Annotated in this window: 25 protein-coding genes; 19 read left to right on the forward strand and 6 right to left on the reverse strand. The window is 57.3% G+C overall.

Annotated features, from left to right (window positions below; all coding sequences use genetic code 11):
• Positions 1 to 2: 2 nt before the first annotated feature.
• The 5 genes from C8D77_RS11105 to C8D77_RS11125 all read left to right on the forward strand — a co-directional run bounded on the left by C8D77_RS11105 (position 3) and on the right by C8D77_RS11125 (position 3,999).
• Positions 3 to 401, forward strand: coding sequence for a DUF5681 domain-containing protein (locus tag C8D77_RS11105; RefSeq protein ID WP_109662331.1), 399 nt, complete (start codon positions 3 to 5; stop codon positions 399 to 401).
• A complete protein-coding gene (locus tag C8D77_RS11110; protein ID WP_146211777.1) occupies positions 379 to 1,515 on the forward strand; it encodes a hypothetical protein in 1,137 nt (378 codons plus the stop codon). Before C8D77_RS11105 ends, C8D77_RS11110 begins: the two co-directional genes overlap by 23 nt.
• A gap of 515 nt (positions 1,516 to 2,030) precedes the next feature.
• Complete coding sequence (locus C8D77_RS11115; protein ID WP_109662333.1) at positions 2,031 to 2,615, forward strand: siphovirus Gp157 family protein; 585 nt, start codon at positions 2,031 to 2,033, stop codon at positions 2,613 to 2,615.
• A gap of 6 nt (positions 2,616 to 2,621) precedes the next feature.
• Positions 2,622 to 3,572: a phage recombination protein Bet gene (gene bet, locus C8D77_RS11120; protein ID WP_109662334.1), complete on the forward strand. Its 951-nt coding sequence runs from the start codon at positions 2,622 to 2,624 to the stop codon at positions 3,570 to 3,572.
• Positions 3,562 to 3,999 (forward strand): hypothetical protein, encoded by a 438-nt coding sequence (locus C8D77_RS11125; RefSeq protein WP_109662336.1) that lies wholly within the window; start codon positions 3,562 to 3,564, stop codon positions 3,997 to 3,999. The genes bet and C8D77_RS11125 overlap by 11 nt, the downstream gene beginning before the upstream one ends.
• A 47-nt stretch (positions 4,000 to 4,046) precedes the next feature.
• Here C8D77_RS11125 and C8D77_RS11130 read toward each other — a convergent pair whose 3' ends face one another.
• Positions 4,047 to 4,955 (reverse strand): MBL fold metallo-hydrolase, encoded by a 909-nt coding sequence (locus C8D77_RS11130; protein ID WP_109662338.1) that lies wholly within the window; start codon positions 4,953 to 4,955, stop codon positions 4,047 to 4,049.
• Positions 4,956 to 5,079: 124 nt separating this feature from the next.
• On the opposite strand from C8D77_RS11130, the gene C8D77_RS11135 reads away from it, so the two are divergent.
• The 4 genes from C8D77_RS11135 (at position 5,080) to C8D77_RS11150 (ending at position 8,140) form a co-directional block, all read left to right on the forward strand.
• On the forward strand, positions 5,080 to 5,670 hold the full coding sequence (locus tag C8D77_RS11135) for a biotin transporter BioY (RefSeq protein WP_109662340.1): 591 nt from the start codon (positions 5,080 to 5,082) through the stop codon (positions 5,668 to 5,670).
• Positions 5,671 to 6,141: 471 nt separating this feature from the next.
• The gene (locus tag C8D77_RS11140; RefSeq protein ID WP_109662342.1) at positions 6,142 to 7,167 is read left to right on the forward strand and encodes an NAD-dependent epimerase; all 1,026 of its coding nucleotides are present in this window, start codon (positions 6,142 to 6,144) and stop codon (positions 7,165 to 7,167) included.
• A 112-nt stretch (positions 7,168 to 7,279) separates the two neighbouring features.
• Positions 7,280 to 7,513 carry a hypothetical protein gene (locus C8D77_RS37575; RefSeq protein WP_170136706.1) on the forward strand — a complete coding sequence of 78 codons (234 nt, stop codon included), beginning with the start codon at positions 7,280 to 7,282 and terminating at the stop codon, positions 7,511 to 7,513.
• 144 nt (positions 7,514 to 7,657) lie between these two features.
• Entirely contained in the window at positions 7,658 to 8,140 is a 483-nt protein-coding gene (locus C8D77_RS11150; protein ID WP_146211778.1) for a hypothetical protein, read from the forward strand.
• Between the two features lie 130 nt (positions 8,141 to 8,270).
• Here C8D77_RS11150 and C8D77_RS11155 read toward each other — a convergent pair whose 3' ends face one another.
• The 3 genes from C8D77_RS11155 to C8D77_RS11165 all read right to left on the reverse strand — a co-directional run bounded on the left by C8D77_RS11155 (position 8,271) and on the right by C8D77_RS11165 (position 10,729).
• Positions 8,271 to 9,098, reverse strand: coding sequence for a class I SAM-dependent methyltransferase (locus C8D77_RS11155; RefSeq protein ID WP_109662346.1), 828 nt, complete (start codon positions 9,096 to 9,098; stop codon positions 8,271 to 8,273).
• 26 nt (positions 9,099 to 9,124) lie between these two features.
• A complete protein-coding gene (locus C8D77_RS11160) occupies positions 9,125 to 10,228 on the reverse strand; it encodes an acyltransferase family protein (RefSeq protein ID WP_109662349.1) in 1,104 nt (367 codons plus the stop codon).
• Positions 10,229 to 10,390: 162 nt separating this feature from the next.
• The gene (locus C8D77_RS11165; protein ID WP_109662351.1) at positions 10,391 to 10,729 is read right to left on the reverse strand and encodes a hypothetical protein; all 339 of its coding nucleotides are present in this window, start codon (positions 10,727 to 10,729) and stop codon (positions 10,391 to 10,393) included.
• 505 nt (positions 10,730 to 11,234) lie between these two features.
• Here C8D77_RS11165 and C8D77_RS11175 point away from each other — a divergent pair.
• Positions 11,235 to 12,068 carry a glycoside hydrolase family 108 protein gene (locus tag C8D77_RS11175; protein ID WP_245951739.1) on the forward strand — a complete coding sequence of 278 codons (834 nt, stop codon included), beginning with the start codon at positions 11,235 to 11,237 and terminating at the stop codon, positions 12,066 to 12,068.
• Between the two features lie 396 nt (positions 12,069 to 12,464).
• Here C8D77_RS11175 and C8D77_RS38310 read toward each other — a convergent pair whose 3' ends face one another.
• Both C8D77_RS38310 and C8D77_RS38315 read right to left on the reverse strand, forming a co-directional pair.
• Complete coding sequence (locus tag C8D77_RS38310; RefSeq protein WP_245951740.1) at positions 12,465 to 12,623, reverse strand: excalibur calcium-binding domain-containing protein; 159 nt, start codon at positions 12,621 to 12,623, stop codon at positions 12,465 to 12,467.
• Entirely contained in the window at positions 12,586 to 12,969 is a 384-nt protein-coding gene (locus C8D77_RS38315) for a hypothetical protein (RefSeq protein ID WP_245951742.1), read from the reverse strand. Before C8D77_RS38315 ends, C8D77_RS38310 begins: the two co-directional genes overlap by 38 nt.
• 247 nt (positions 12,970 to 13,216) lie before the next feature.
• Between C8D77_RS38315 and rfbA the strand changes: the two genes are divergently transcribed.
• From rfbA to C8D77_RS11230, 9 genes are all read left to right on the forward strand, one after another.
• Positions 13,217 to 14,098 carry a glucose-1-phosphate thymidylyltransferase RfbA gene (gene rfbA / locus C8D77_RS11190; protein WP_109662358.1) on the forward strand — a complete coding sequence of 294 codons (882 nt, stop codon included), beginning with the start codon at positions 13,217 to 13,219 and terminating at the stop codon, positions 14,096 to 14,098.
• Positions 14,099 to 14,653 (forward strand): dTDP-4-dehydrorhamnose 3,5-epimerase, encoded by a 555-nt coding sequence (gene rfbC, locus C8D77_RS11195; RefSeq protein WP_109662361.1) that lies wholly within the window; start codon positions 14,099 to 14,101, stop codon positions 14,651 to 14,653.
• Positions 14,654 to 14,693: 40 nt separating this feature from the next.
• Entirely contained in the window at positions 14,694 to 15,764 is a 1,071-nt protein-coding gene (gene rfbB / locus C8D77_RS11200) for a dTDP-glucose 4,6-dehydratase (RefSeq protein WP_109662363.1), read from the forward strand.
• Positions 15,761 to 16,642, forward strand: a complete 882-nt coding sequence (gene rfbD, locus C8D77_RS11205; protein ID WP_109662365.1) for a dTDP-4-dehydrorhamnose reductase — start codon at positions 15,761 to 15,763, stop codon at positions 16,640 to 16,642. Before rfbB ends, rfbD begins: the two co-directional genes overlap by 4 nt.
• 250 nt (positions 16,643 to 16,892) lie before the next feature.
• Positions 16,893 to 18,302: an MBOAT family O-acyltransferase gene (locus C8D77_RS11210; RefSeq protein ID WP_109662367.1), complete on the forward strand. Its 1,410-nt coding sequence runs from the start codon at positions 16,893 to 16,895 to the stop codon at positions 18,300 to 18,302.
• Positions 18,303 to 18,501: 199 nt separating this feature from the next.
• Entirely contained in the window at positions 18,502 to 20,058 is a 1,557-nt protein-coding gene (locus tag C8D77_RS11215; RefSeq protein WP_146211780.1) for a hypothetical protein, read from the forward strand.
• Between the two features lie 143 nt (positions 20,059 to 20,201).
• Positions 20,202 to 21,218, forward strand: a complete 1,017-nt coding sequence (locus C8D77_RS11220) for a hypothetical protein (RefSeq protein WP_146211781.1) — start codon at positions 20,202 to 20,204, stop codon at positions 21,216 to 21,218.
• Between the two features lie 154 nt (positions 21,219 to 21,372).
• A complete protein-coding gene (locus C8D77_RS11225; protein WP_109662375.1) occupies positions 21,373 to 22,428 on the forward strand; it encodes an NAD-dependent epimerase/dehydratase family protein in 1,056 nt (351 codons plus the stop codon).
• An 838-nt stretch (positions 22,429 to 23,266) separates the two neighbouring features.
• Positions 23,267 to 23,758, forward strand: a complete 492-nt coding sequence (locus C8D77_RS11230) for a hypothetical protein (RefSeq protein ID WP_109662378.1) — start codon at positions 23,267 to 23,269, stop codon at positions 23,756 to 23,758.
• Positions 23,759 to 23,764 lie beyond the last annotated feature (6 nt).

A 23,764-nucleotide genomic window follows, 5' to 3' on the forward strand; every position in this document is an offset into this window, starting at 1 on the left:
ACATGGACGAGAAAAAGCCTGTCGGATACAAAAATCCGCCGCGTGAAACCAGGTTCAAGAAGGGAAGGTCCGGCAATCCAAAAGGTCGGCCTCCGAGAATTAAGAGCGCGAGCGTTCTGCTGGCAAACGAACTTGATAAGATCATTGTCGTTCGGGAAAGCGGCCAAGAGATCAAGCTAACAAAGCGAGAAGCGCTCATCACCAGTTTGGTGAACGACGCCATAACTGGGAAAAACCAGGCACGCCAATTGCTACTGAAAATTCTGGATGTGTCGACCCCGGCGGAAGCGTTTGTAACGACCGACGAGGACCATGCCGCTTTCGACGCCTACGTCAGCGATCTGACTAAGAAGGACCCAGACTATGGAGACGGCAGCAATGGACAAGTCCACCAAGCTTAAGCTGGGCTACCGCACGCAGTTTCGATTGTTTGTGGATTTTGCGTTTCGCGAAATTCACCCCGGACCATTGCATGCCAACTGGCATATCGACGTTATGGTGGACGCGTTGGCGGGCATCGCCAACGGCGGGCAGGGGCGGTTGATTCTAAACGCACCGCCGCGCTCGTTGAAGTCGTTTTGCGGATCGATCGCTTTGCCGGCATTTTTGCTCGGCAGGAATCCGACAAAGCAAATTCTGATAGTGGTCGGAAATCCAGGGCTTGGGATCGAGCTACTCGCAAAGCTGCGAAAGCTAATGTCATCGCCGCGCTACAGGGCGTTATTCCCGCATGTTAATTTTGACAAAGCCGCTTCTGACATCGCTCTCTCGCGTGGCGGTTCGATCCGCTTCGCGATCATTGGACATCAAATCAGCGGCCGAGGCGCCGATCTCATTATCGTTGATGACCCGCTATCGCCAAGCCATGCCAAAAATGAGAAACGGCGCAGTTTCGTAAATCAATTTTATAAAGCCGACATCGCGACGCGCCTTAACGATAAGGGTGGAGCGATTTTGGTGATCATGCAGCGGGTCCATTCTCAAGATTTGTCCGCCCACATCCTAAACCATGATCCCAGCTTCAAGCGGATAGCTCTATCGGCCATTGCTCTTAAAAATGAGACATGGCGGCTATCAAATGGAAGAGTATGGCATCGAGAGAAATATCAGCCGTTGGATCCGGATAGAGAGAGCTGGGCGCGACTTCTGGATGTTTTACGTCAGATTGGAAGCTTCCAATTTAGTGGTCAATACCTCCAGGGCGGCGGAATTTATTTTACTGAGAACGAGACAGACTGCAAATTTCTCTGGGAAGTGCCAAAACCAGATGCAAAGCCACCTTATGGTACATTCGGCGGGCTCGTCCGAATTCGCCACGTGGATTGCATGGTTCATAAGGTATTCGGAGTACCTTACACCGGTCCGAGAATGTCTACGGCGGCACCAGCTTGGACCAAGGAATACGAAGAATATGCAATCGCCTATCAGGCTTGGTTGTCGAAGTCGCCGCCCACCGATATGCCAGAAGAATTTCGTAGCCCCGAACGTCCAATGCCGAAATACGTGATCATTTGAGCATCTGGGCTTAAAGATCGCGCGGCGTTTGAAGCGCGGCGCTCTGCCCTTTTCGTTCAATTCGGCACATAGACATCGATCATCGCTACAAGATATGGCCCAGGAACACCCCGAAAGGGTGGCTGCCGAGCAAGAAACGACTATCTGCTCGTGCCTAGGGTACGAATCGACGCCGACATTGGTTGCGGTTGCTCGATCGAAGTCGACCGCAAGCGGTTTTTGATTGCCTTCCACAGCGAGAGGCTTGATCGAACGGTCGCGCGAGATCAAACGCCGATTCGGATAATGTTCTGACCAGCAAGTGTCAGCGAGGACGCCATCCCTTTTTTGCCGCGCACGATCGCCACCAAACGGCGGTCGCTGCGGCGGCAGGGGAGCAGTCCAACGCAGAGAGAATAAATCTCAAAGCAAGCAATAAATCCATAATGATTGCAGTTGACTGCTTAAGAACGTGGAGCGTTAATGGATGCGCGTACCGGTTTTGTAGATTTGTATAGAGTATGTAGAGGTGAGAAATGAACGAGTTGCATAGATTGGATGCAAACCAAATTCGATCACAAATTTCCTATCTGAGAGAAATTTGTGGCGATGACGACGAGGATCTCCTGACAGACATGATTGACGCCGAATCGAATGTTGATCGATTCATCGGCAAGATGATTGAGATCATTCAAACCGACCAAGCCGATTGCGAAGGCCTCAAGAATTACCTGAGGAAATTAGGAGACAGGAAAAAGCGCTTGGAGGACAGGACGACGCGGCTTCGAACCCTCCTAGCAAGCGTCATCACGGAATTGCCGGGAAGAGTCTATCGCCATCCATTGGCGCATGTCCGAGCGTTTGATGTCGACCCGCGAGTGATCGTCACGGATGAAAGCGTGATTCCGTCGAGTTTCTGGGTCGCGCAGGATCCTAAGCTCAATGAAACGGCGATCCGAAAACATCTTCTTGAACGTCAAGCACTGATCGACCTTTTGAAGGAGTGCCACACCTCGGGTGCAAGGCGCGCACGGCTGGCGCAGATTGATCGAGAATTTCCCGATATCGCGGGCGCGTCGCTAGGCAATGGCGAAATCTCCATTCGAATTCGAGGGGCATGAACCACCATGAACATCGCTTCTCGGCCGGATCTGTTTCCGCCAACGACATCAACTTTCCAAAGATACGAACTTACGCCCGCACAACTCGACCTTGTCTGGGACATGAATCGCGGCCTGAGTCGGCGGGAGTTTGATCAGTTCATTGAAACGAGCCGGGCATTGGGGCTCAACCCGTTTAGACGGCAGATTTGCGCCTTTGTCCTGAACGAGCAGAACTCAAAAAAAAGGCAATTTGTTATTGTCACCACGATTGGCGGTTTGCGAGCGATTGCCGACAGAACGGGGACGTATCGCCCGGACTCGGGGGCGGCGCGGATGACGTTTAGCGAGAGCGCCAAGAACCCTCGTTCAAACCCACATGGAATCGTTGATTGTATTGTCACACCGTTTCGGCATTCGAAGGGGCGATGGCACCGAATTGTAGGGCAGGTTTGGTGGGATGAAATCGCGCCAATCCGGCATGGTGAGGATGGCGACAGGTGCCTTGATAGCCGCACGCCTTGGCCGCTTCGCCCACGCGGGCAGATCATCAAATGTGCGGAAGCCGCGGCCCTTAGGGCAGGGTGGCCCGACGATCTCGCAAATGTCCATGCCGAAGACGAGATGGATCGCGCCAGGCTTTCTGAGCTTACGCCTTCGGAGGCTGCGGATGAGGCTAAGAAGACGCGTTTGTTGGAGCGGACACAACCGCGCGGCACGATACTGATCGACATGTGGGACGGTAACGGTCTATCGGCGGTTCCCATTAACGCTTTTCACGACCGTGTTAGCAAATTCATCAGATCCTACAACGGCACCAAGCTGCGTGAATTGATTGCGTGGCGCGATCAACAGCGCATCGCATTTCGCCAATTCTTTGTTCACGACAAGAATGCCGGGCTGGATCTGAAACGCCAGTTCGAGGCCATCGAGGCAACGGCATCGAAGCAGCCTGTGGAGATGGCCAATGGCAACTAAGCTGCCGAACGCATCCCGCGATAAGGTTCTGCGACCGCCCAAAGGCTGGCGAAAGTCGATACCATTGGCCGTGAAATTCCAGGTGATCGTCAATCAACGAGGGAAGGCCCCGGACGGAACACCCCTTGATGCGATCTTGGTCGGGATCCAGTTTGACCACCGGCCGCCGCTTCATGAGCGGGTCTATAATCCCGATCACGATGAAACCGTGCCGGCGGCCAACGATATCGCGTTCATCGTTGCATTACCGATACCGGTCCATCGCGAAATAAGCGCGCAGGATGTTTCGCGCATGAGCAAAACAGAACGGCAGCGGATGCTGGAAGTGAGTTTTCGAGAACGGCTGCAAAGAAGGCTTCCCGGTCAAAAGCGCTTTCGCAAGGGAACAATCCGGAGTCGTCCTTTTCGGAAAAAGGCAGAAATCTAGGTGTGGTTTCAAACCGGAGTGACAAATTCTGACGACACCTGAGAGTCCTACGCGGCAGGGGTGAAGATACCATTGATGGCCGGGGCACCATCGGTCCTGACCAGACCACGCGCAATTAAATCTTCGATATGGGCAAGCACTGACAGTCCGGCAGCGCCGTGTAGGCGGGGATCGGTGTCGCGATATATCGTGTTGACCATGTCGGCGATTGTTCGATCGCCGACGCTGATCCGTTCCATGATCGCGCGCTCGCGCATCTTGCGATGCGTCTTCAACCCGCGCATGAAGGCGCGCGGTGCCGTCACCGGCCCGCCATGTCCAGGCAGCAGCAGGCGGTCCCCGCGTTCGATCAGCCGGTCCAGCGATGTCATGTAATCAGCCATCGCCCCATCCGGCGGTGCGACGATGGATGTCGCCCAGGCCATGACATGATCTGCGGAAAACAGGATGCCGGTTCCCTCCAGCGCGAATGCCGCGTGATTGGCGGTGTGGCCTGGGGTCAGAACCGTCTTGATCGACCAGCCGTCGCCGTCGACCACCTCCTCGTCTGGCAGGACGAAATCGGGGACGAAAGCCGTGTCGGCGCTTGCATCGAGCGCGTCGGTTTCGCCGATGTGCAAAGGTCTTGCCGGCCGGTGCGGCCCCTCTGCCAGCACGGTAGCGCCGGTGCGCTCTTTCAGCCGGGCCGCCAGCGGGGAATGGTCGCGATGCGTGTGGCTGACGAAAATGTGGCTGACCGGCCGGCCCGCGATCACATCGAGCAGGGTGTGTAGATGCGCCTCGTCGTCCGGTCCCGGATCGATCACCGCCAGCGTATCGCGGCCAACGATGTAGCTGTTCGTGCCGTAAAAGGTGAAGGGGCTCGGATTTCGGGCCGTGATGCGCTGGATATCGGGTGCGACGCTCACCCCCTGGCCATAGAAGGGGTCGAAGGAGGTATCGAATTTGAGTGCCATGACGGATGTATCCGCGCCTTGTTTCAGGAAACGGCAAAACCGATTGCCGCATAACACGCAAGCCAATATAGGAGAATGCGAGGCCGCGAACATCGGATAGCGGCGATCGGATTGGGGAAATACCATGGCAATTGCAACTACGATGCGTCCGCTTGTGTCTCTGGCTCTGCCGCAAAATGGCGCGGCGCGGCTGGCAACGCAGCTTCTCCTGGCCATCGCCGGAACGCTGGTGCTGACCCTGTCGGCCAAGACCAAGGTGCTGCTCGGGCCGGTCGACATTTCGATGCAGACGCTGGCCGTGCTTTTGATCGCCGCCGCCTTCGGCATGCGTCTCGGCGTGGCCACCCTGCTGCTCTACATGGCGGAGGGCGCCATGGGCTTCCCCGTCTTCCAGAGCACCCCGGAAAAGGGCATCGGCATTGCCTACATGCTCGGCTCGACCGGCGGTTATCTCGCCGGCTTCGTGGTCATGGCGGCAATTGTTGGTTGGGCCGCCGATCGCGGCTGGGACCGCCATCCGATCAAGCTTTTCAACGCCATGCTGGTTGCCGAAATCGTCATGATGGCGATGGGCTTTGCCTGGCTGGCGCTGCTGATCGGCCCGGAAAAGTCGTGGCAGTTCGGCGTCGTGCCTTTCATCGTCGGCGACCTGATCAAGGTTGCCCTTGCGGCAAGCCTGGTGCCGGCTGTGTGGACGTTGCTGAAGCGCGGCTGAGGGCGCGAGCAGGGCCAAGGTTTGAGCAATCAAGCCTTGGCACGGCGGATTTTCGGCGTGGTGTCCGCTAGGCAATCATTTAGGTTTCGGAAACAGCGCATCTAATGCGTCGGCCGTGAAGCGTAGTGATACTGGGCCATTGGGTGTTCCGACGCCAACAGACCGAGCGCGATGGCTGCTTCCGCCGGATATAGGCATCTGTCACCGCTGCGGCATTGGGCGCCAGCGATGTCGCCCATGCGGATGATGATCAGGTGGCCGATGTTTCTACATGCCTAACGTTCTGATATCCATGCACAAAGTCGTGGTCGCGGGGAGTATTTGGCCGGTCTTTTGGCCGAACTTGCGGGTATTGGCCGGGACAATTCAACTGGTTGATCTGTCAAGTTACAAAGAGGAGCTTTGCGAAAACCCAAGTGTGCTCTACTAGGTAAAGGCTTTGTCGTCAGGCTATACGGGCGGGCGTTTCAGATGAAGGTTCTGGTCACCGGCGCTGCCGGCTTCATAGGATATCACGTATCGAAACGGCTGCTGGAGCGCGGCGATGAGGTTGTCGGCATCGACAACGTCAACGACTATTACGATCCGCAGATCAAGGAGGCGAGGCTCCGGCTGCTGGAGGAGGCGAGCCGCAAGACCAATGCGGGCTATCATTTCATTCGCGGCAATCTCGCCGACAAAAGCGTGGTTGATGCCTGCTTTGCCGACCACGCATTCGACCGGGTGATCCATCTCGCTGCCCAGGCCGGGGTTCGCTACAGCCTGGAAAACCCGCACGCCTATGTCGAAAGCAACATCATCGCCTACACCAACATGCTGGAGGCCTGCCGCAACAAAGCCGTTGCGCACCTGACCTATGCCAGCACTTCGAGTGTCTACGGCGCCAACACCGACATGCCGTTTTCCGAGCACCGGCCGGCCGACCACCCGCTGCAGTTCTACGCCGCGACCAAGCGCGCCAACGAGCTGATGGCGCACAGCTACAGCCATCTGTTCGGGCTGCCGACGACCGGGCTTCGCTTCTTCACCGTGTATGGCCCCTGGGGGCGCCCGGACATGGCGCTTTTCCTGTTCACCAGGAACATCCTTGCCGGCGAGCCGATCAAGCTGTTCAACAACGGCAACCACACGCGCGACTTCACCTATGTCGAGGACATCGCCGAAGGCGTGATCCGTACCAGCGACAGCCCGCCCACGGGCAATGCCGCCTGGGACTCCAGCTGTCCCGATCCGGCCACAAGCAGCGCCCCCTGGCGCATCTTCAACATCGGCAACAACAACCCGGTGAAGCTGACCGCCTATGTCGAGGCGCTGGAAAATGCGCTTGGCCGCAAAGCGATCATCGAACTGCTGCCGCTGCAGCCCGGCGATGTGCCCGATACCTTTGCCGACACCACGGCGCTTGGGCAGGCGGTCGGCTACCGCCCGGCGACGACGGTAACCGAGGGCGTCGGGCGGTTCGTCGAGTGGTACAAGGCGTATTTCGGACAGGGATAGCGGAAGGCGCCGGTTTCATGCTCAGATTTGGAGTGGTCTCTCGTTGTCTTCGTCAAGCTCTGGCAAATCAGGCAGATAAGCTTGGCAATAAGCCAATCGCTGACGATCGTTTTTGATCAAATCGGACTTGGAAACCTCCATCTCCGCTGCGACTCCAAAAAAGCAATTCGTCTGTTCTCGCGCCCAGATCGACGCCGGCGACGTTTCTAAGCATCAGTGCGGCCCTACGAAGTACAATTTGGAGATCGGCGCGGGATATGTCCGCTATCTGGTCGGCGGCGCTCTCAAGCTCTCCTGCAAAATTCAGGCGACTCATTTAAAGGTCATCCCAGCACGGGTGGCGTAGATCAAAACTGATTGCAACTATTGCCGGATGTCGATGGGCGATGGCGACTATCTGGGTCTCAAGCTCACGTTGTAGGCCATGAGAGCCTTCACGGTACTTTGATCACCAACAAGGAACTGTGGGATAGCGCCTATTACACGGCTGATGGCGGTGATCAATCACCCGACCTCGGCCGGCTGTGAAATGATCTGTCTGCCGGTCTTGGAGCAACTAAACTTTCGCGCACCGAGTGGAATTATTCTCTATCAAGGCGCACAAGCTGTGACGCCAAACACCACGGTAGAAACCGCGTTGGCCTCAAAGGCGATGGCGGCCGGTTTCGTCGCGGCTGGCCAGCGCGGTCGGATTACGGCGGCATTCAACATTGCAGCAGACGCCAACACCAAGACCATCCGCGTCAAGCTGCCTGGTACCACGGTCTACACCTACGCCGGTGCCCAGAACGGCGGCAACATGAAGATCGACATCGACTTCGTGGTCGGCGCCGATGGATTCACCTACGTCTCTGGCTACCACACGACAACCGCTGGCGTGGTGCAGATCGACACCGCTTTCGCGATGCCGGGTGGGCATCGGCCAATCGTTCTTCATCACTGGCCAGAATACGACTGGCGGCGTTCCAAATGAAATCGCCATGCGGTTCTGTCTGTTTGATGTCACACCGAAGGCGGTGTAGGTCTCTGACAATTGTCACCTAACGCGCCAGGGCGAATGCGCCCCTGCTTTGACCTGCCCCAATTTCGATTGCGCCGATAGGTCAGAAAGCGGACGGGAACAGGGGTTTGCGAAGGACAGCGATGGATTGACCGAGCTCACAAAGGTCCCCTGGAGCATAGTTAGTCGTTCCTTCTCTAACCATCCCGCCCCAAGACAGCGCAATTGGCTCCGTGACGGGGATGAACCGTGTGCCCGTATTGTGGATGGCTTGGACTTCCAAGCCTAGCCGATCGGCGAGCGTCTTCATCGTTTTCGGCTCGATGAACGCGTTCAGATGAACCAACCTGCCAGCACGAGCCTCTGTCGCAGTGCGTAGGAGAGTTTCCCAATGCCAAATATTTGAAGGGTCGAGAAATGACAAAACGATCAGGCCACCTGCTTTGACCACTCTCGTGGCCTCCAACAGGTAGGTATAAGTTTCGTGGAGCATCAAATGCGTCACGACTGAAAAGAAGGTCACGAAGTCGGCGACGCTATCAGCCTCGGGAATCGACAATCCGTCGACAAGGCTGAACCGAAAATCCTCCGCCGAATGTGCTCTCGCATAGTCCAAAAATTCGGGCACGACGTCAGTGCCATGATAGGCGATTTTTCGTCCACGCGAGAGCGCGGCCGCCAATCGCCCGGAACCGCAACCGACATCGACAACGAAATGTCCCTCGGCCAGCCCGAGATGCGTCATCAATGCCGCCTCGATCTTGCCAATGCCTTCATATTCGCCACCGACGCCTTGGTGCATCGCCTTTTCATGGCCCACAGCCTCGATGAGGCCCTTGGTGAGGTTGCGATAGTCGCGAACGAAATGCGAAGTGGCCACTGCTGGCGGCTCGGAACTCTCAAACGGTTGACTAGTTTCTGAAACGCTCATGATGCTCAACTTTCTCTGGATCGATATTAGCTTGTGGTTGCGCCGAGAGACGCCTTCCGCTCACCGTTCAACGCTACCTCGCTCAATGGGCGACGATGCTCCCCTAACAGACGATTGATGAGCTTCATCGTGGGCAACTCGATTAAGCGATAGCTCGAAAAAGCGACTAACCCGGCAATGGCGGCCCAGGCGATTAGAAGCACTGGTCCTGGCACAGCCTCGAACAATCCGAATTGTTCCGTGACGTAGATACACACGAAAAAAATGAACTGATGCCATATATACAACGAGTATGATGCAGCTCCGATCGGCAACATCATGCGGGGCAGGAAAAAGGCCTTGCGCAGTTCCAGCGCGACTACGCCGTAGATGATGAAGCCCGATGCCAAGCCAAATAACGGCGCCCGCCAGCGCGGGTCGTAGCCGCCATACTGAGCGTTCAAATAGACGGAAGCGGCGTACCATGCGACGCCGACGGCAAACGCCGTCCAACCGAAACGCGTCTCTTTCGGGGCATTCGTCAGCCACGCGACGAAACAGCCGAACATGAACTCGACCTGGAATGGACTGGTGGCGGCAATCCATGACCATTCGGGATGATAAACGTATCCATAGAGCACGATTGCCAAGGTCAGGGCGGCCCATACGGACAGAGCAAAGTAGACCTTTTTAGGGGCGACAATCAGGATCCCAGTCAGGACGACATAAAACCACATCTCAAAACAGAGCGACCAAGAGAGGGCGATAAAGTCGTTGAATGGAGTGGCGAGGAAAATCTTGGCGATCATGCTTCGCTCCGGCAGGCCCCCTACGGCAGACCCCACAGGCGGCATGACGGCCACGGCTGTCGCAAGGGCGACCCAGTACACCGGATAGATACGAACGACCCGCTTCAATGCGAACGAACAGGCTGTCCGCCATCGGGTTGTCGAATTTCGTCCGTGGTTGACGGCCGAGGTTGTGACAACGAAGCCGGAAATGACAAAGAATATGTCGACCCCGCTCGGGCCGAACCACCAATAGCGTGGGTAGAATGTGTCGAGGCCCATCCCGCCACGAGCCAGCGAGAGATGGGCAAGCACCACCATGAGCGCTGCAACGCCGCGCATAACCTGGATGTTCGCAATCATTCGGACGCCCTTCTAAGAAGGGTTCTAATTTGGTTGTGAGTTCGATTTCAAGGCGTGACAAGCGAAAAGCGGCTGCAGGCGCCAGCTAATATGAACCGGCAGGTGGTGGAAATCCAAGGCGCAAGGCCGGCATCGGACAAGCAAGCTGAACTGCTCACTTAATTAGAACGAAAAATTTCTTTCTTCCTTCATCGAAACAACCTGAATGCTCCGGATCTTGAAGAACTTCGGTCTTGGCTTCTCGATCTGGAGCCAAATATGCGACTCATCGACTGGTTGCCGAACCCATATTTCTGCGGTCCCGCTCCCCGCCTGGAACTCTGCCCATCTTTCATTTAGGTCGCCGTAGCTGTGGTAGCCAGCATAGAGCATGCCCGGATCGCTGCTTTTTACAGCGATACGGACGACGGACGCACCCTTGGGTATTTCCACGCGAGTTGCATCGATGAGGTGAGCGTCGAATCTGACTTTCGCGAAGATCGACATGATGTTCTTCAGCATGTTTGTGTCCCTCCGAAAGGCGTGATCTTCAGTGGCCGTGAATGCATGCCGGTCATGTGATTCATGTGGACTCGCTAGCGTCGGTGCTGCTGCTGTACGCAAACGCGCTACATGCAACGGCGGTTATTGCAGAGCCCAAAGCAGTGAGAAAGTTATTTTTGTCATTATTGCCCTGGCGAAGTAATTTTAGAAGAGCACTATTGCAAATAGGGCACAAGTGCCATCTAGGGCCGCTGGCCCCGCGACTTCAAAATAGGGATATAGCTCTCATAGCTGCGAACCCTTCAAAGGGGCGTATGATCATAGTTCGCCTTCCGCAGCGCGTTGGACCACATCGGCATCATTGTGAGTGCCGCTCTTCACGACTTCCCATAATCCGTGAACCCGGATCAGTTGCCCGTCATAATGGGTCCTGATCTCGCCGGCGGCCCTCACAACGCTGTCTCGCAACGCCTGACGTACCTCCAGCCATGGCTTAGGCAGCGAAAACAAGTGACCTCGCGGTTTGTCGTACTTCATCCCGTCGGCGCTCCCGGCCCGGCCCATAGCCAATCAACATCCGAAAGGAAGACCCATGGTCGCTACACGCGAGAAGGAATCGCTTGCCAAGGTGCTTGCGCACGAAGGCGGCTATTCGAACAACAAATTGGACCCCGGTGGCCCAATGATGAAGGGCGTCACGGAGCGCGTCTATGACGGGTATCGAAAAGGCCGGGGGCTTTCCACTCGATCGGTGAAGGGCATCACCACCGACGAACTCAATGCGATATACCGTGCCCAATATTGGGACGCGGTGCGGGGCGATGCGCTGCCGCCCGGCGTCGACTACGTGCTGTTTGACGGCGCGGTCAACTCCGGCCCCGGCCGCTCGATCATGTGGCTTCAGCAAGCGCTGCGGCCCGCCTACACCGGGCGCATTGACGGCGGGCTGGGCATCGGCACGCTGGCAGCGCTGAAGGCCGACAAGAACAACGATGCTCTGATCGATCGCATCTGCAACGCGCGCATGGCTTTCCTGCGGCGTCTCAGCACCTTCGCTACCTTTGGTCGTGGCTGGTCCGCTCGCGTTGCCGAGGTTCGCTCGATTGGCCAGGCATGGGCGACAGGTCAGGTGCCACAGGCGGCCAACTTCGTCAGCGGCGGCCAAGCAAAGGCATTCGTGGAGGACGCCACGCCCGCACCATCGACCGCTCCCGCCGACGCGGCGATCAGCGGCGGCGGTGCCGGTCTCGGCGTCTCGGGGACGCTGCAGCCAGGCCGCCACGTCGGCTCCGTCCGCCCGGTAGCAATTGCCAACGAAGCGTCCGTATTGATCCCAAGTGACAAACTCGCATCGTAAGGGCTTCGACTTAGCCATGAATTTTTCGAGGGAAGCTGTGGCCTGCGATCCACATGAATACCGAAGTGCTTCGCACCCTCGCACTGTTGATCATACTCGGGCGCGTCGATGCCGTTGAACCGAACGCGCGTCCCATTAATTTCAACTGTATCGCCATCAATTGCCGATGCGCGGCTTCGAAGCACTTCCCCGTTGGTTTGCTGACTGGGTGCGGCCGGTTCCTCGACCTGCCGAGTAACGCTCTGGCTCAGGCCGCTGGCTTCCGGTTTGATCTCAACGGTGGCCTTTGGATTTGGTGAGGTAATGGCTGGCCTCTGGTGCGGAACGGGATAGTAATAGGCGACCAACGCAATATCTGCGAGCCAGCCTAGCCCTCCTTTCCTTGCGCGAGACAAACTATTTTCGCTCGCACCCAATGCCGTCGTGGTCACCATCGAGCCTGTTAGGGTCAGAGCCTGTGATCTGCACCCCAGGGGCAACCACTGCATTGTTTCCGCTGCCGCTTGCACAGTCCAGGTCAGCGCCACGGCGCTCGGGTCGCTCCTCGATATCCATTGAAGACTGCCACGGCGCGCGCTCCGTCGCCCTCGATACGCGTGTTTTGGCTGTTCGGATTGAACGGATCGACGGTCTGCAAAAGCATGTTTGAGCGGTTCGCATCGCCTGCAGCGAGCGTCACCGAGTCATAATTATTCAAATAGTCGGCAGTGCAGCCTGAGATGAACGCAACAACTATTGCAGTCGAAAACCAACGCCAATTCATACGGTATCCCCCGACACCAAACCAATCATGCACCCTTTGAATTTTGTTGTCGAATCCAGCCCTCATATTCGTTTGCCTGTGACTGGGCATTCCCCATTCAGAATGGCGTTTCTCCCAGTATCGTTTCTGCTCGTTCATTCCCTGGTCGATTATCCCATTCGAACGGCCAGAGAGGCGAGTCGACCGAGGCCAATGATGACAATCTGCTTGTTCCCGCAAGGCCGTCGGTTCTGGCAAGGTGAGAGGCTGGATTTGCCTGGAATGGGCTATGGGGTTGCTGCCGAATCTGGCCCGTTCGCCGAACGCCGAGATTGACAAGCCATTGCATGGAACCTAAGCACGGGCGGCTGGGGCCGGGGGGTTCAGGCATGTCAAGGAGGGCTTCTTGAAAGGAATTATCCTTGCTGGAGGCAGTGGAACGCGTCTTTATCCACTAACATTAGCAGTCTCTAAGCAAATTCTGCCCATATACGACAAGCCGATGATCTACTATCCGCTGAGCGTTCTGATGCTCGCGGGCATCCGTGAAATTCTGATCATTTCGACCCCGCGTGACCTGCCGGTTTTTCGCGATCTGCTTGGCGATGGATCGGAGTTCGGCCTCGACCTGTCCTATGCCGAGCAACCGCAGCCCAACGGGCTGGCAGAAGCCTTCATCATCGGCCGCAATTTCATCGGCAAGGACAATGTGTCGATGATCCTCGGCGACAACATTTATTTCGGCGATGGGCTGTCGCAGCTTTGCCGCGACGCTGCCTCGCGCGAAAAGGGCGCTTCGGTGTTCGCCTATCATGTCGAGGATCCCCAGCGTTATGGTGTGGTTTCCTTCGACAAGGCCACAGGAACGGCGCTGACGATCGAGGAAAAGCCGCTGGTGCCGAAATCCAACTGGGCGGTCACCGGTCTCTACTTCTATGACAACGACGTCGTCGACATCGCCCCTGCCATCCGTCGCTCGGCGCGCGGCGAGCTTGAGATCACGGCGGTCAACAATGTCTACCTCGAGCGCGGCCAGTTGCATGTGCATCGGTTGGGGCGCGGCTATGCCTGGCTCGACACCGGCACGCATGACAGCCTGCATGAGGCCTCGTCATTCGTGCGCACCATCGAGCACCGCCAGGGCATCAAGGTCGCCTGTCCAGAAGAGATCGCCTTTGAACAGGGTTGGCTGACAGTGGACCAGATTCTGCGTCGCGCCGACCGCCTGGGCAAGAATGAGTATGCCGCCTATCTGCGCCGGCGTGTTGTCGACCTGTCAGAGGGCTAGGTGCTGGAAGTCAGGTCCCTTGGCATCGATGGCGTGCTGGAAATCGTTCCGAAGCGACATGGCGACGCGCGCGGCTTCTTCGTGGAAACCTACAATGCCGAGCGCTTTTCGCAGGCCGGCATAGACTTGGCTTTCGTGCAGGACAATCATTCCTATTCCGCCGCGGCGGGCGTCTTGCGAGGGCTCCATTATCAGCTTGCGCCGCGCGCCCAGGACAAGCTGCTGCGCGTCATTCGTGGCAGCATTCTCGACGTTGCGGTCGATATTCGCCGCGGTTCGAAAACCTTCGGGAAATGGGTCGCTCTCGAAGTGTCGGCCGAAAAGGGCAACCAGATTCTGGTGCCGAAAGGCTTCGCGCACGGCTTCGTGACGCTCGTGCCCGACACCGAGGTCCTGTACAAGGTCACCGACACCTATTCGCAGGAGCATGACCGGTCGATCCGCTTCGACGATCCCGCCATCGGTATCGGATGGCCGTCATTGACCGGCGGGTTCCAGCTCTCGGACAAGGACCTCAAGGCGCCGCTGCTGGCCGCCGCCGAGGTGTTCGCCTGATGGGTGTTGTCAAAAGGGTGCGTGGCGTGAGGACAGCGGCATGAATTTTCTGGTGACGGGCGGTGCTGGCTTCATCGGTTCGGCGGTGTGCCGGCATTTGTGCGCCAACCCGGCCTATCGGGTGACCAATCTCGACAAGCTTACCTATGCGGGCAATCTGGCCTCGCTGCGGCCGATCGAGAATGCACACAATTACCGCTTCGCTCATGCCGATATCTGCGACGAGAGGGCGGTGCTCGACATCCTCCATCGGGACGATATCGACATCGTCATGAACCTTGCCGCCGAGAGCCATGTCGACCGATCGATCGACGGTCCAGGCACGTTTATCGAGACCAACATCGTCGGCACCTACAAGATCCTGAATTCCGCGCTGGAATACTGGCGCGGCCTGCCCGAGGACAGGAAGAGCCGCTTCCGCTTCCATCATGTCTCGACCGATGAGGTGTTCGGCGATCTTCCTTTCGATGGTGGCATGTTCGTCGAGGAAACGCCCTACGCGCCGTCTTCGCCCTATTCCGCGTCGAAAGCGGCCTCGGACCATCTCGTGCGGGCCTGGCACGAAACCTATGGTCTGCCGGTCGTGCTTTCCAACTGCTCGAACAATTACGGACCCTATCACTTTCCCGAAAAGCTGATCCCGCTGGTCATCCTCAATGCGCTCGATGAAAAGCCGCTGCCGGTCTATGGCGCCGGCGCCAATGTGCGCGACTGGCTGTTCGTCGAGGACCACGCACGCGCGCTGGAACTTGTCGCAACCAGGGGGCAGCCGGGCGAAAGCTACAATGTCGGCGGCAATTCGGAGCGGACAAACCTGGGCGTTGTCGAGACGATCTGCGATCTGCTCGACATCAGGCGGCCGCGGGCAGGCGGCAAGAGCCATCGCGACCTGATCTCTTTCGTCACCGACCGCCCCGGCCATGACCGCCGCTATGCCATCGACGCTTCGAAGATCAGCCGTGACCTGGGCTGGGCGCCCAATGAGAATTTCGACAGCGGCTTGGCCAAGACCGTCGACTGGTTCCTGGACAACAAATGGTGGTGGGGGCCGATCCGCGAGCAGCGCTATGCCGGCGAACGGTTGGGTGAAGCACGCAAGGGGGGCGCGTGAGGCTCGTTGTCACCGGACGCGAGGGCCAGGTCGCGGCAAGCCTTCTGGAGGCCGGCCGGGGGCGCGCCGGCGTTGAGGTCATCGCCATTGGCCGGCCGAGCCTCGACCTGGCAAAACCCGATACTGTCATCGACGCCATTGCGGCCGCGAAGCCGGACATCGTCGTGTCGGCTGCCGCCTACACGGCAGTGGATCAGGCCGAGGATGAGCCCGATCTGGCATTTGCGGTGAACGCCGTCGGTGCCGGCAAGGTGGCGGAAGCAGCAAGGCGGCTTGGCGTTCCCGTCATCCATCTTTCGACCGACTATGTCTTCGACGGCAGCGCTGCTGGTGCCTATGTCGAGACCGACGCAACCGGACCGCGCTGCGTCTACGGCGCCTCCAAACTTGCCGGCGAGCAGGCGGTTGCAGCAGCCAACCCGCGCCATCTGATCTTGCGCACGGCATGGGTCTACAGCCCGTTCGGCAAGAATTTCGTCAAGACGATGCTGCGGCTTGCCGCCGACCGCGACGAGATCACGGTGGTGGCAGATCAGTGGGGAAACCCCACCTCAGCACTTGATATCGCCGACGCAATCCTGCATGCGGCGGCACAGCTGCATGGCAACAAGGGCTCCGACGCATCCGGCATCTATCATCTGGCTGGCGCGGGCGAGACCAACTGGAGCGGCTTTGCCCGTCACATCCTAGACACAAGCCGCGTGTTGGGTGGTCCTTGGGCGCGGGTACGGGACATTGCTACGATGGACTATCCGACCAAGGCGCGCCGCCCTGCCAATTCCCGGCTATCGAGCACAAAGTTCGCCTCCGTCTTCGGCTCGAATGCGCCGGACTGGCGGCAATCGACGGAAGCGGTGGTGCACCGTGTCCTGGTGTGAGAGACGGAATGGGCCTTAAGGCATGAACGACCTATCGCCGAAAAACATGCGCGATGCAAAAGGCGGTACGCAAGCGGTCCGCCCGCAGGTGGTCGGCGAAGCGTCACCGCGCGCTGGGACCAAGGCGTATGCCGCGCCGCGTAGAGAACACGCCGGTTCACTTCGTGACTTACTGTACAACACCCACAGCTTGTACAACACCCACAGCGGCAAAATGTCGAACAAACGCGCTGCAACGCGGGACAGATGAATGGTATTCTCCGAACCGGTTTTCCTTTTTGCCTTTCTGCCCATCGCCTTGGCCCTTGTCATGGTCGGAGGAAAAAGATTCACGGCACCCATAGTGCTCCTTACCAGCTTGATCTTCTATGCGTGGGGATCCGGCGCTATCGTTACCGTGCTTGTCTTCTCAATCGTCTTCAACTGGGCCTACGGCAGAGTAATCGAGAGAAACAGGACGAACACGGTTTTGATGATCGGCGTTGCGGTAAACGTTTTGCTTCTATTATACTACAAGTATTCTTACTTCATCGGCTCGAACATTGATGAAGCAATCGGAACTCATGTTTCCGATCCTTTCAAAAACGTCGTGCTGCCGATCGGAATCTCGTTCTTCGTCTTTCAGGCGATATCGTATCTGATCGACATAAAACGTGGAGATGTTCCCGCGGAGCGCAACGTCATAATCTTCGGAGCATACAAGTCCTTTTTCCCGCAGTTGATTGCCGGCCCGATCGTGCGATTCCGCGATGTCGGCGAGGATTTCCACAATCCGCAAATATCGATGGAAAATATCTCGGCCGGAGTCGCCCGGTTCGTCCATGGTCTGCTTAAGAAGGTGATCGTTGCCGATGCCGCGGGCGCTATATCTGATGGATGCTTCGCAGTTCACGGCGCCGACGTAACCATCACGGTAGCTTGGCTGGGCGCGCTCGCCTACGCGATCCAGATCTATTTCGACTTCTCGGCATATTCGGACATGGCCATCGGGCTAGGCCGGATTTTCGGCATCCGTTTCAACGAGAATTTCATGCGGCCCTATTCGGCTTCGACGGTGACCGAGTTCTGGCGGCGTTGGCATATCTCGCTTTCCACATGGTTTCGCGACTATGTGTACATACCGCTGGGCGGCAGCCGCAAGGGCACAATCCGTACCTATGGCAACCTCGCCATAGTGTTCCTGGTCACCGGCCTATGGCACGGCGCCGCGTGGACCTTTGTGATCTGGGGCCTCTATCACGGTGCCTTTCTCATCTGCGAAAAGCTGGTCATCGGAAACGCGGCCTCAGAGAAGAAAAGCCACGTGCTTCGGATCGTCTACCTGCTGCCGGTAGTCATCATCGGCTGGATCATCTTTAGGGCCGATTCGCTCACCCAAGCGTGGACTTTTATGACGAACCTCTTCGCGCTGGGCGAACTCGGCGCGCCGCTGCCAGAACCCGTGGCCGCCGCGCTCAATCCACGAACACTTCTATTTTTCGCAATCGGGCTTCTCATCTTCGTGGCGCCGCGCGGACCTGCGATTGGGGCCTGGCTCGCGCAGGATCCCACACGCTTTCGCGTCCTCAGTCGTGTGCCCTATACCGCGGTCGGTCTCATCCTTGCCGGGGTATTCGTGCTATCGAGTTCGTTCAGTCCATTTCTGTATTTCCGTTTCTAAGGCCGGTCAGGATCGTAAATAACATGGAGGCCAGGTTGAGGGGCGCGAGCAAAGCGGATGGGCGACGACAATATCTCCATGCCTTAACAAAGTCACCGCTGCAGCTTGAACGGTTTGATCTGAAGCTCTTTTCTTCGTTCCGCTCGCACTACCCAGCGACTGTGTCCAGGCAGCAGAACCCTCATGGAGGCGATCGGGAATGAAACAGGACGTTCAGGACTTGCGGGGAGTTCCACTGACCGCATTGTTTCGCGGGGAATCCGCCCTCAAGAAGATTCAGATCGCGCTGTTCGCATTGTTCTTGACCGGACCGCTGGTGACCCTTTCAATCTTCGGTCTTCCAGATCTCTATGAACGGCGCGACTTCACGTCGTTTCCGGAGCTTGGTCACGTACTCTCAAATAATAATGTCGGGCGCAAACAGCTGTCGGACGCCCTGGTCGAACGTTTCTACCCTCGAAAATGGGCCGTGAGCGCCCGCAACTGGATCGATTGGCGCATCTTTGGTTTTCTCGACACCGACACCGTCGTCTCCGGCGGGAACGGATATCTCTTCTACAAACCAGGCATCGTCAGCCGTGCCTGCTCAAAGAAGGACGATATCACCGCCAGCCTCGAAGCCTATCGCCTTCACATGGCGCTGGCCGCCGCGGCCGGCATGGATTTGATGATTACCATGTCGCCGAACAAGGAAACGATCGAGAAGGACTCGGTGACTGGCCGAGCCGCGATCTATGCCAAGTGCTACGACGAAATCCGCCAGATCGAGACCGATGCGTACCAACGCTATGGCCGTGGCATGTTTCACAGCCACGAGGATTCGATTCGTCGAATTGGCTCGCGCGTCGGCCAGCGCTATGCCCGCTACGACACCCACTGGGTGCCCGCAATGCACATCGCGGCAATAGAAGACATACGCAAATGGCTTGGTTATCCCGCCCGCCTTACGACCATAAACACCACCACGCAGACCAGAAACTTGGAACTGACGGGGATGGTCGCGCAGAACGACCCGGAGACTATTCCTGACGCCGTCAATGACGATCTGGCAAAATGGGCTGCCCAGTTGCAGAAGATCCCTGGCCGGACAGTGATTCTCCACGATTCATTTTACATGGCCCTCGCCAATCGGCTCAGCCCACATTTCCAGGACGTCAAGTTCATCCATCTCGAAGACGCTGCCGCTGCGTTCCGCAACCGGCCGAATGCTCAGTACGACGAAATCGTCGCGAGCCTCAAGCGGGCGGACCGGATCATCGTGAATTCGGTGGAGCGTTTTATGGCCATGCGCTATGTCAATTCGGCGTTGTCGTGGGATAGCGTTCTTGGGCAGGAAATCCTTCGCCGCAATAGTACCGTTGCAAAGGCGCGCTGCGGTTCCGATTCCGCAGCGGACGCGCCTGAATCGTCACTGACCCTCAAGAATCTAGAACGTGTTTCACTGACCCGTTTCCATGTTACCGCCGGGGACCCCTATATTCTTATCGAGCCGGGCGCCGCCCCGGCCGGAACCAGAACTTTCTGCTTCTCGCTCGCCATCAAGGCGCCTGGATCGGAGATCGTTGGCTTAGCGATACCCGGCCACGGTGCGGCATTTTCCAAGTATTCCGTTGTGACTGTGCCGCTGGATCACCAGGGACGGGGCGAAGTCAATCTGCTGCTGCCGGCCGACTACATGGGCAGCGTCTTCCGCATCACGCCGACGTTCAGCAGTCAGGACTTCGAAATTGACCGTCTTAAGACTGGTTGGCAATAGTGGATCAGCGCGATATGCCCGGCTCAAGAGCTTTGCACACAATGCTGCGCACGATTTGCGACGCTACACTGGGCGTTGAACGACCCCTCCTCTAATGTCACGTCTCGATTGCGTGACGTTCGACACGCTAGAAAGGAGATTACATGCGCTGGGTATTCCATATGGGATTTCCAAAGACCGCCACGACATCCATTCAGGCGGTTTTGCCCGCGCTTTCCGGCGTTTTTTTTGCCGGGAAGGAGCAGGGGTTTGTGCATGGCCAGCAGGGCGAACTAATACTTCGGCGCTGGTTGCCAAACCTGACCCGATGGAACACGCCAGTTCATCTGCTCGCGGAATGGCGGCGCGAAATTGAAAACATGGCGACGGCGGCGGGCGCAGCGACAGTTGCGGTATCAGAAGAAGACCTGACGAATTTTCCAGCAACCATGCCGCCCCTCGAAATCTGCCTCAATATTGCGAACCTCTTCGGCCCCGATGTGAGTTTCGTCTTTGTTGTGAGAAATCACTGGGATCTGCTCAGATCCACCTACAAGGAGCGCGTGAAAAATGGCATGCCCTACGACTTCCGGCATTTCTGTGTCGATCTGATCTCGACGCGCCACTATGGCATGCTGCACAAGTGGAATTACGCTCGCCTCTTTTCGTCGATGGCACAGTCGGGGGTCGATTTCCACGTCTTTCTGTTCGAACGGTTCATCTCCGACCAATCATATCGGGACCGGTTTTTTTCCGTAATGGGAGCGCCCGAGCCGCCGCAGGAGATACCGCACGAAAACCCCACGGCGGGCGATCAGGCTCTCGAGTGGTTGCGGACACAGAACCTGGCAATGCTTGGCGGGGCGTTTGCGCTGGCGCCCGTGCCTTCCGAGTTCTTAAAGATCCATGAGCGCGATCGTGCCCAACTCGAGTGGCTTGCCCATTACTTGGACGTTTCAGACGGTACATTTTCGGCTTGGAGCGTGGAGATGCGCGAAAAGATCAAGCTGCATTGGGTTCTCAATCAAGATCCCAAAATCGCCGCAACGGGGATTGATTGGTCACTTCCACCGAAACTCACCGAAGAATTGATGCAAATATTCGATGCCTCGTGCTTCGGCCTCGACGCGTTCGTGGGTGAACCAGCCGCGCCATATGGATACGCGCAGCCTCCCTCCTGACTGAAGCGGACAACTCCATTCCAACTTGCAGGCTCGTCGATCAATATGTGTCCGCCAGAGTTGGGGTTGTACCTTGATTTAGGCACATCGCCGTGGGACAAGCTGCGCCGACCGAGGCTGGCAATTGTAGCACCGCGATCGGAGCGACCCAAGGATGCGGATTTTCATTACAGGCGGAGCGGGATTCATTGGCAGACGCCTGTGCACGCTGCTCAAGGTCGACCACGAGGTCACCGTCTACGATAATTTCCTCCCTCAGGTGCATGGAGCGGACGCGGCACCATCGCCGATGCTGGAAGGCGTCCACGTCATTAGGGGGGATGTGCGCGACGCGGCGGCACTTGCGGCGGCGTTCCGCGAGGCGCGGCCGGAACGCGTCTATCACCTCGCTTCGGAAACCGGAACCGGCCAGTCCTACGACGAACCGACCCGCTACAACATGGTCAATATCATGGGCACGTCCCACCTCATCGACGCGGTCCGGGCGCAGGCCGGCGTAAGCAGGGTGCTCGTCGCGGGTTCGCGCTCCGTCTATGGCGAGGGCGCGTGTGTGGATGCGCGCGGCAATCATGTCCTGGCGAGGGCGCGCACCGCGGCGGACATGGCGAAGGGAATATTCACGCCGCGCGCCGCCACGGACGAACTGCTGACCCCCGTCGCTACGCGCGCCGCCATTTGTCCGGTGAGCCCCGCCTCGATCTACGCGTCGACCAAGCTCTTGCAGGAATATATGCTGGCGCAGGCCTTCTGGGGCACCGACGTCGAGGTCGGGATTCTGCGCCTGCAAAACGTCTACGGACCGGGACAATCGCTTTCCAATCCCTACACGGGGGTAATCTCGATCTTTCGAAAGCAGATTGAAGAGGAGTCGATCCTCAACATCTACGAGGACGGTGCTATCGTTCGCGACTTCGTCTACGTGGATGACGTGGCGCGGGCCTTTGCGCTGATCGGGCTTGCCCAGAAGTGCCCGCGCGAAGTCCTCGACATCGGCTCGGGCGAACCCACGCAAATCATCGACATGGCGCGGATGCTGCTGGCGATGATGGGGCAGCCGAAGGACAAGCTTCGGGTTACCGGGCAATTTCGCGCCGGCGACGTGCGCTACGCAGTGGCCGATATTTCCGACACGATCCGACATCTCGACTGGCGACCGCAGGTGACCCTTGAGGCCGGCATGTCAAAGTTCCTGGAGTGGAGCGGGGAGTGATATCTCCGGCCGGTCCGCGCCGAAGCGAAATCCCGCTGAAACAACGCAGTCGATTTTCGACACGCGCGTAGATCGCATTTCTCATTGAACTCAGAAAGTGGCTACGGATATTGCCGACTTTCTGATCAGGTGACTGCAGATGAATATATATTGATACTAGGGGGAACACTTCCTATGAGGAGGGTGTGAGGCTGGATAAACCGATACGCAAATCAGCGATCGTGCCATGTTCTTGATGCGGCAACGCAAATTAACATGGACGTGAACTTCCGAGGTCATTTCAGACTGGAACGCAAAGATTGATGATCTCTGCAAGAAACCGCATTCCATGATTAACCAGATTTGGTGGACGAATTTAGGCGACGGATTCGGGCCGGAAGAACGGGCACGGAGGCGGAAGCCTGAATGACTTTATTCTTGCACATCGGTCCGCCGAAGACCGGCACCACGTACATTCAGGAGATGTTGGTCGCGAATTTGGAGGTCTTTCGCGGACCGGAATTTTGCTATCCGACACTCGGGCGACATGACTGTTCACGGCCGATACCCAGGCCATCACGGGTTTTCGTTAGCGGCCGAGAAGTATATTGGCGATAAGGCTGATTCAGATCTTTATTCGAAATGGATCGATATCTTAAAAAATAATAAAAATGTGCGTGATTTTTTGGTAAAGAATTCGACGGATCCGAAATATTCGTGGAGGTACAATCCTATCGGAGATCTTACTAAATTTAGACTTGAATCGTTGCCTGAATTAGATTGTCATATATACCTATATGACGTTCTCAGGCGACAAAGGGCAGATATATTCTTGGCTATGGCCAGAAATTCATTCGGCATGAGCGATCTTTCCGTAGGCGCCGGCAGCACCAACGAATCCCATTCCATCGAAGTAATCGACGCGATGCTGAGGCTAAATGAACATCTTAGCGAAGAACATGGTGCCTTGAGAGGGCAAGTAAGAGAAGCGATGTATGCGTTGCAGCTCAAGGAAATGCCGGATATTTACAAAAGGATCGAAAAGTATACGTCGAAAATCTGTCGAGAAGGGAAAATTGTATTTTCCAGGGACACCTATCACCATGAGATGCTGGAGCGGGAAATCGCGAGCTACGATGGCCTTGGAAAATATTTGAAGACGCAGGTGCCGGAAGGCGGGATTTTCCCTGTAGATCCCCTTACGCTGCATTACTATGATCGGAGGGACGTTTGGGCGAACGCCACCGTCAGCAATCAGTTGAGGCGCTTTGCCGATCGCCTTAAGCCCTACCTGCAAAGTGCCGCCGTAGCACCCGGGGGTTGGCTGGCGCCGCTGAAGGAATCCTCCTGACATTGC

The organism is Mesorhizobium loti, from assembly GCF_003148495.1.
GTDB lineage: Bacteria > Pseudomonadota > Alphaproteobacteria > Rhizobiales > Rhizobiaceae > Mesorhizobium > Mesorhizobium loti.

What these genes read in the sequence shown, in the direction of transcription:
- C8D77_RS11225 (WP_109662375.1), top strand. Translation starts at nt 21,373, where the DNA reads ATGCGGATTTTCATTACAGGCGGAGCGGGATTCATTGGCAGACGCCTG.
- C8D77_RS11130 (WP_109662338.1), bottom strand. Translation starts at nt 4,955, where the DNA reads ATGGCACTCAAATTCGATACCTCCTTCGACCCCTTCTATGGCCAGGGG.
- C8D77_RS11230 (WP_109662378.1), top strand. Translation starts at nt 23,267, where the DNA reads ATGAGCGATCTTTCCGTAGGCGCCGGCAGCACCAACGAATCCCATTCC.
- C8D77_RS11210 (WP_109662367.1), top strand. Translation starts at nt 16,893, where the DNA reads ATGGTATTCTCCGAACCGGTTTTCCTTTTTGCCTTTCTGCCCATCGCC.
- C8D77_RS11160 (WP_109662349.1), bottom strand. Translation starts at nt 10,228, where the DNA reads ATGATTGCGAACATCCAGGTTATGCGCGGCGTTGCAGCGCTCATGGTG.
- C8D77_RS11150 (WP_146211778.1), top strand. Translation starts at nt 7,658, where the DNA reads ATGGCGGTGATCAATCACCCGACCTCGGCCGGCTGTGAAATGATCTGT.
- C8D77_RS11140 (WP_109662342.1), top strand. Translation starts at nt 6,142, where the DNA reads ATGAAGGTTCTGGTCACCGGCGCTGCCGGCTTCATAGGATATCACGTA.
- C8D77_RS11165 (WP_109662351.1), bottom strand. Translation starts at nt 10,729, where the DNA reads ATGCTGAAGAACATCATGTCGATCTTCGCGAAAGTCAGATTCGACGCT.
- C8D77_RS11135 (WP_109662340.1), top strand. Translation starts at nt 5,080, where the DNA reads ATGGCAATTGCAACTACGATGCGTCCGCTTGTGTCTCTGGCTCTGCCG.
- C8D77_RS38315 (WP_245951742.1), bottom strand. Translation starts at nt 12,969, where the DNA reads ATGAACGAGCAGAAACGATACTGGGAGAAACGCCATTCTGAATGGGGA.
- bet (WP_109662334.1), top strand. Translation starts at nt 2,622, where the DNA reads ATGAACATCGCTTCTCGGCCGGATCTGTTTCCGCCAACGACATCAACT.
- C8D77_RS11155 (WP_109662346.1), bottom strand. Translation starts at nt 9,098, where the DNA reads ATGAGCGTTTCAGAAACTAGTCAACCGTTTGAGAGTTCCGAGCCGCCA.
- C8D77_RS11105 (WP_109662331.1), top strand. Translation starts at nt 3, where the DNA reads ATGGACGAGAAAAAGCCTGTCGGATACAAAAATCCGCCGCGTGAAACC.
- rfbB (WP_109662363.1), top strand. Translation starts at nt 14,694, where the DNA reads ATGAATTTTCTGGTGACGGGCGGTGCTGGCTTCATCGGTTCGGCGGTG.
- C8D77_RS11110 (WP_146211777.1), top strand. Translation starts at nt 379, where the DNA reads ATGGACAAGTCCACCAAGCTTAAGCTGGGCTACCGCACGCAGTTTCGA.
- C8D77_RS11115 (WP_109662333.1), top strand. Translation starts at nt 2,031, where the DNA reads ATGAACGAGTTGCATAGATTGGATGCAAACCAAATTCGATCACAAATT.
- C8D77_RS11125 (WP_109662336.1), top strand. Translation starts at nt 3,562, where the DNA reads ATGGCAACTAAGCTGCCGAACGCATCCCGCGATAAGGTTCTGCGACCG.
- C8D77_RS11215 (WP_146211780.1), top strand. Translation starts at nt 18,502, where the DNA reads ATGAAACAGGACGTTCAGGACTTGCGGGGAGTTCCACTGACCGCATTG.
- C8D77_RS11220 (WP_146211781.1), top strand. Translation starts at nt 20,202, where the DNA reads ATGCGCTGGGTATTCCATATGGGATTTCCAAAGACCGCCACGACATCC.
- C8D77_RS38310 (WP_245951740.1), bottom strand. Translation starts at nt 12,623, where the DNA reads ATGGATATCGAGGAGCGACCCGAGCGCCGTGGCGCTGACCTGGACTGT.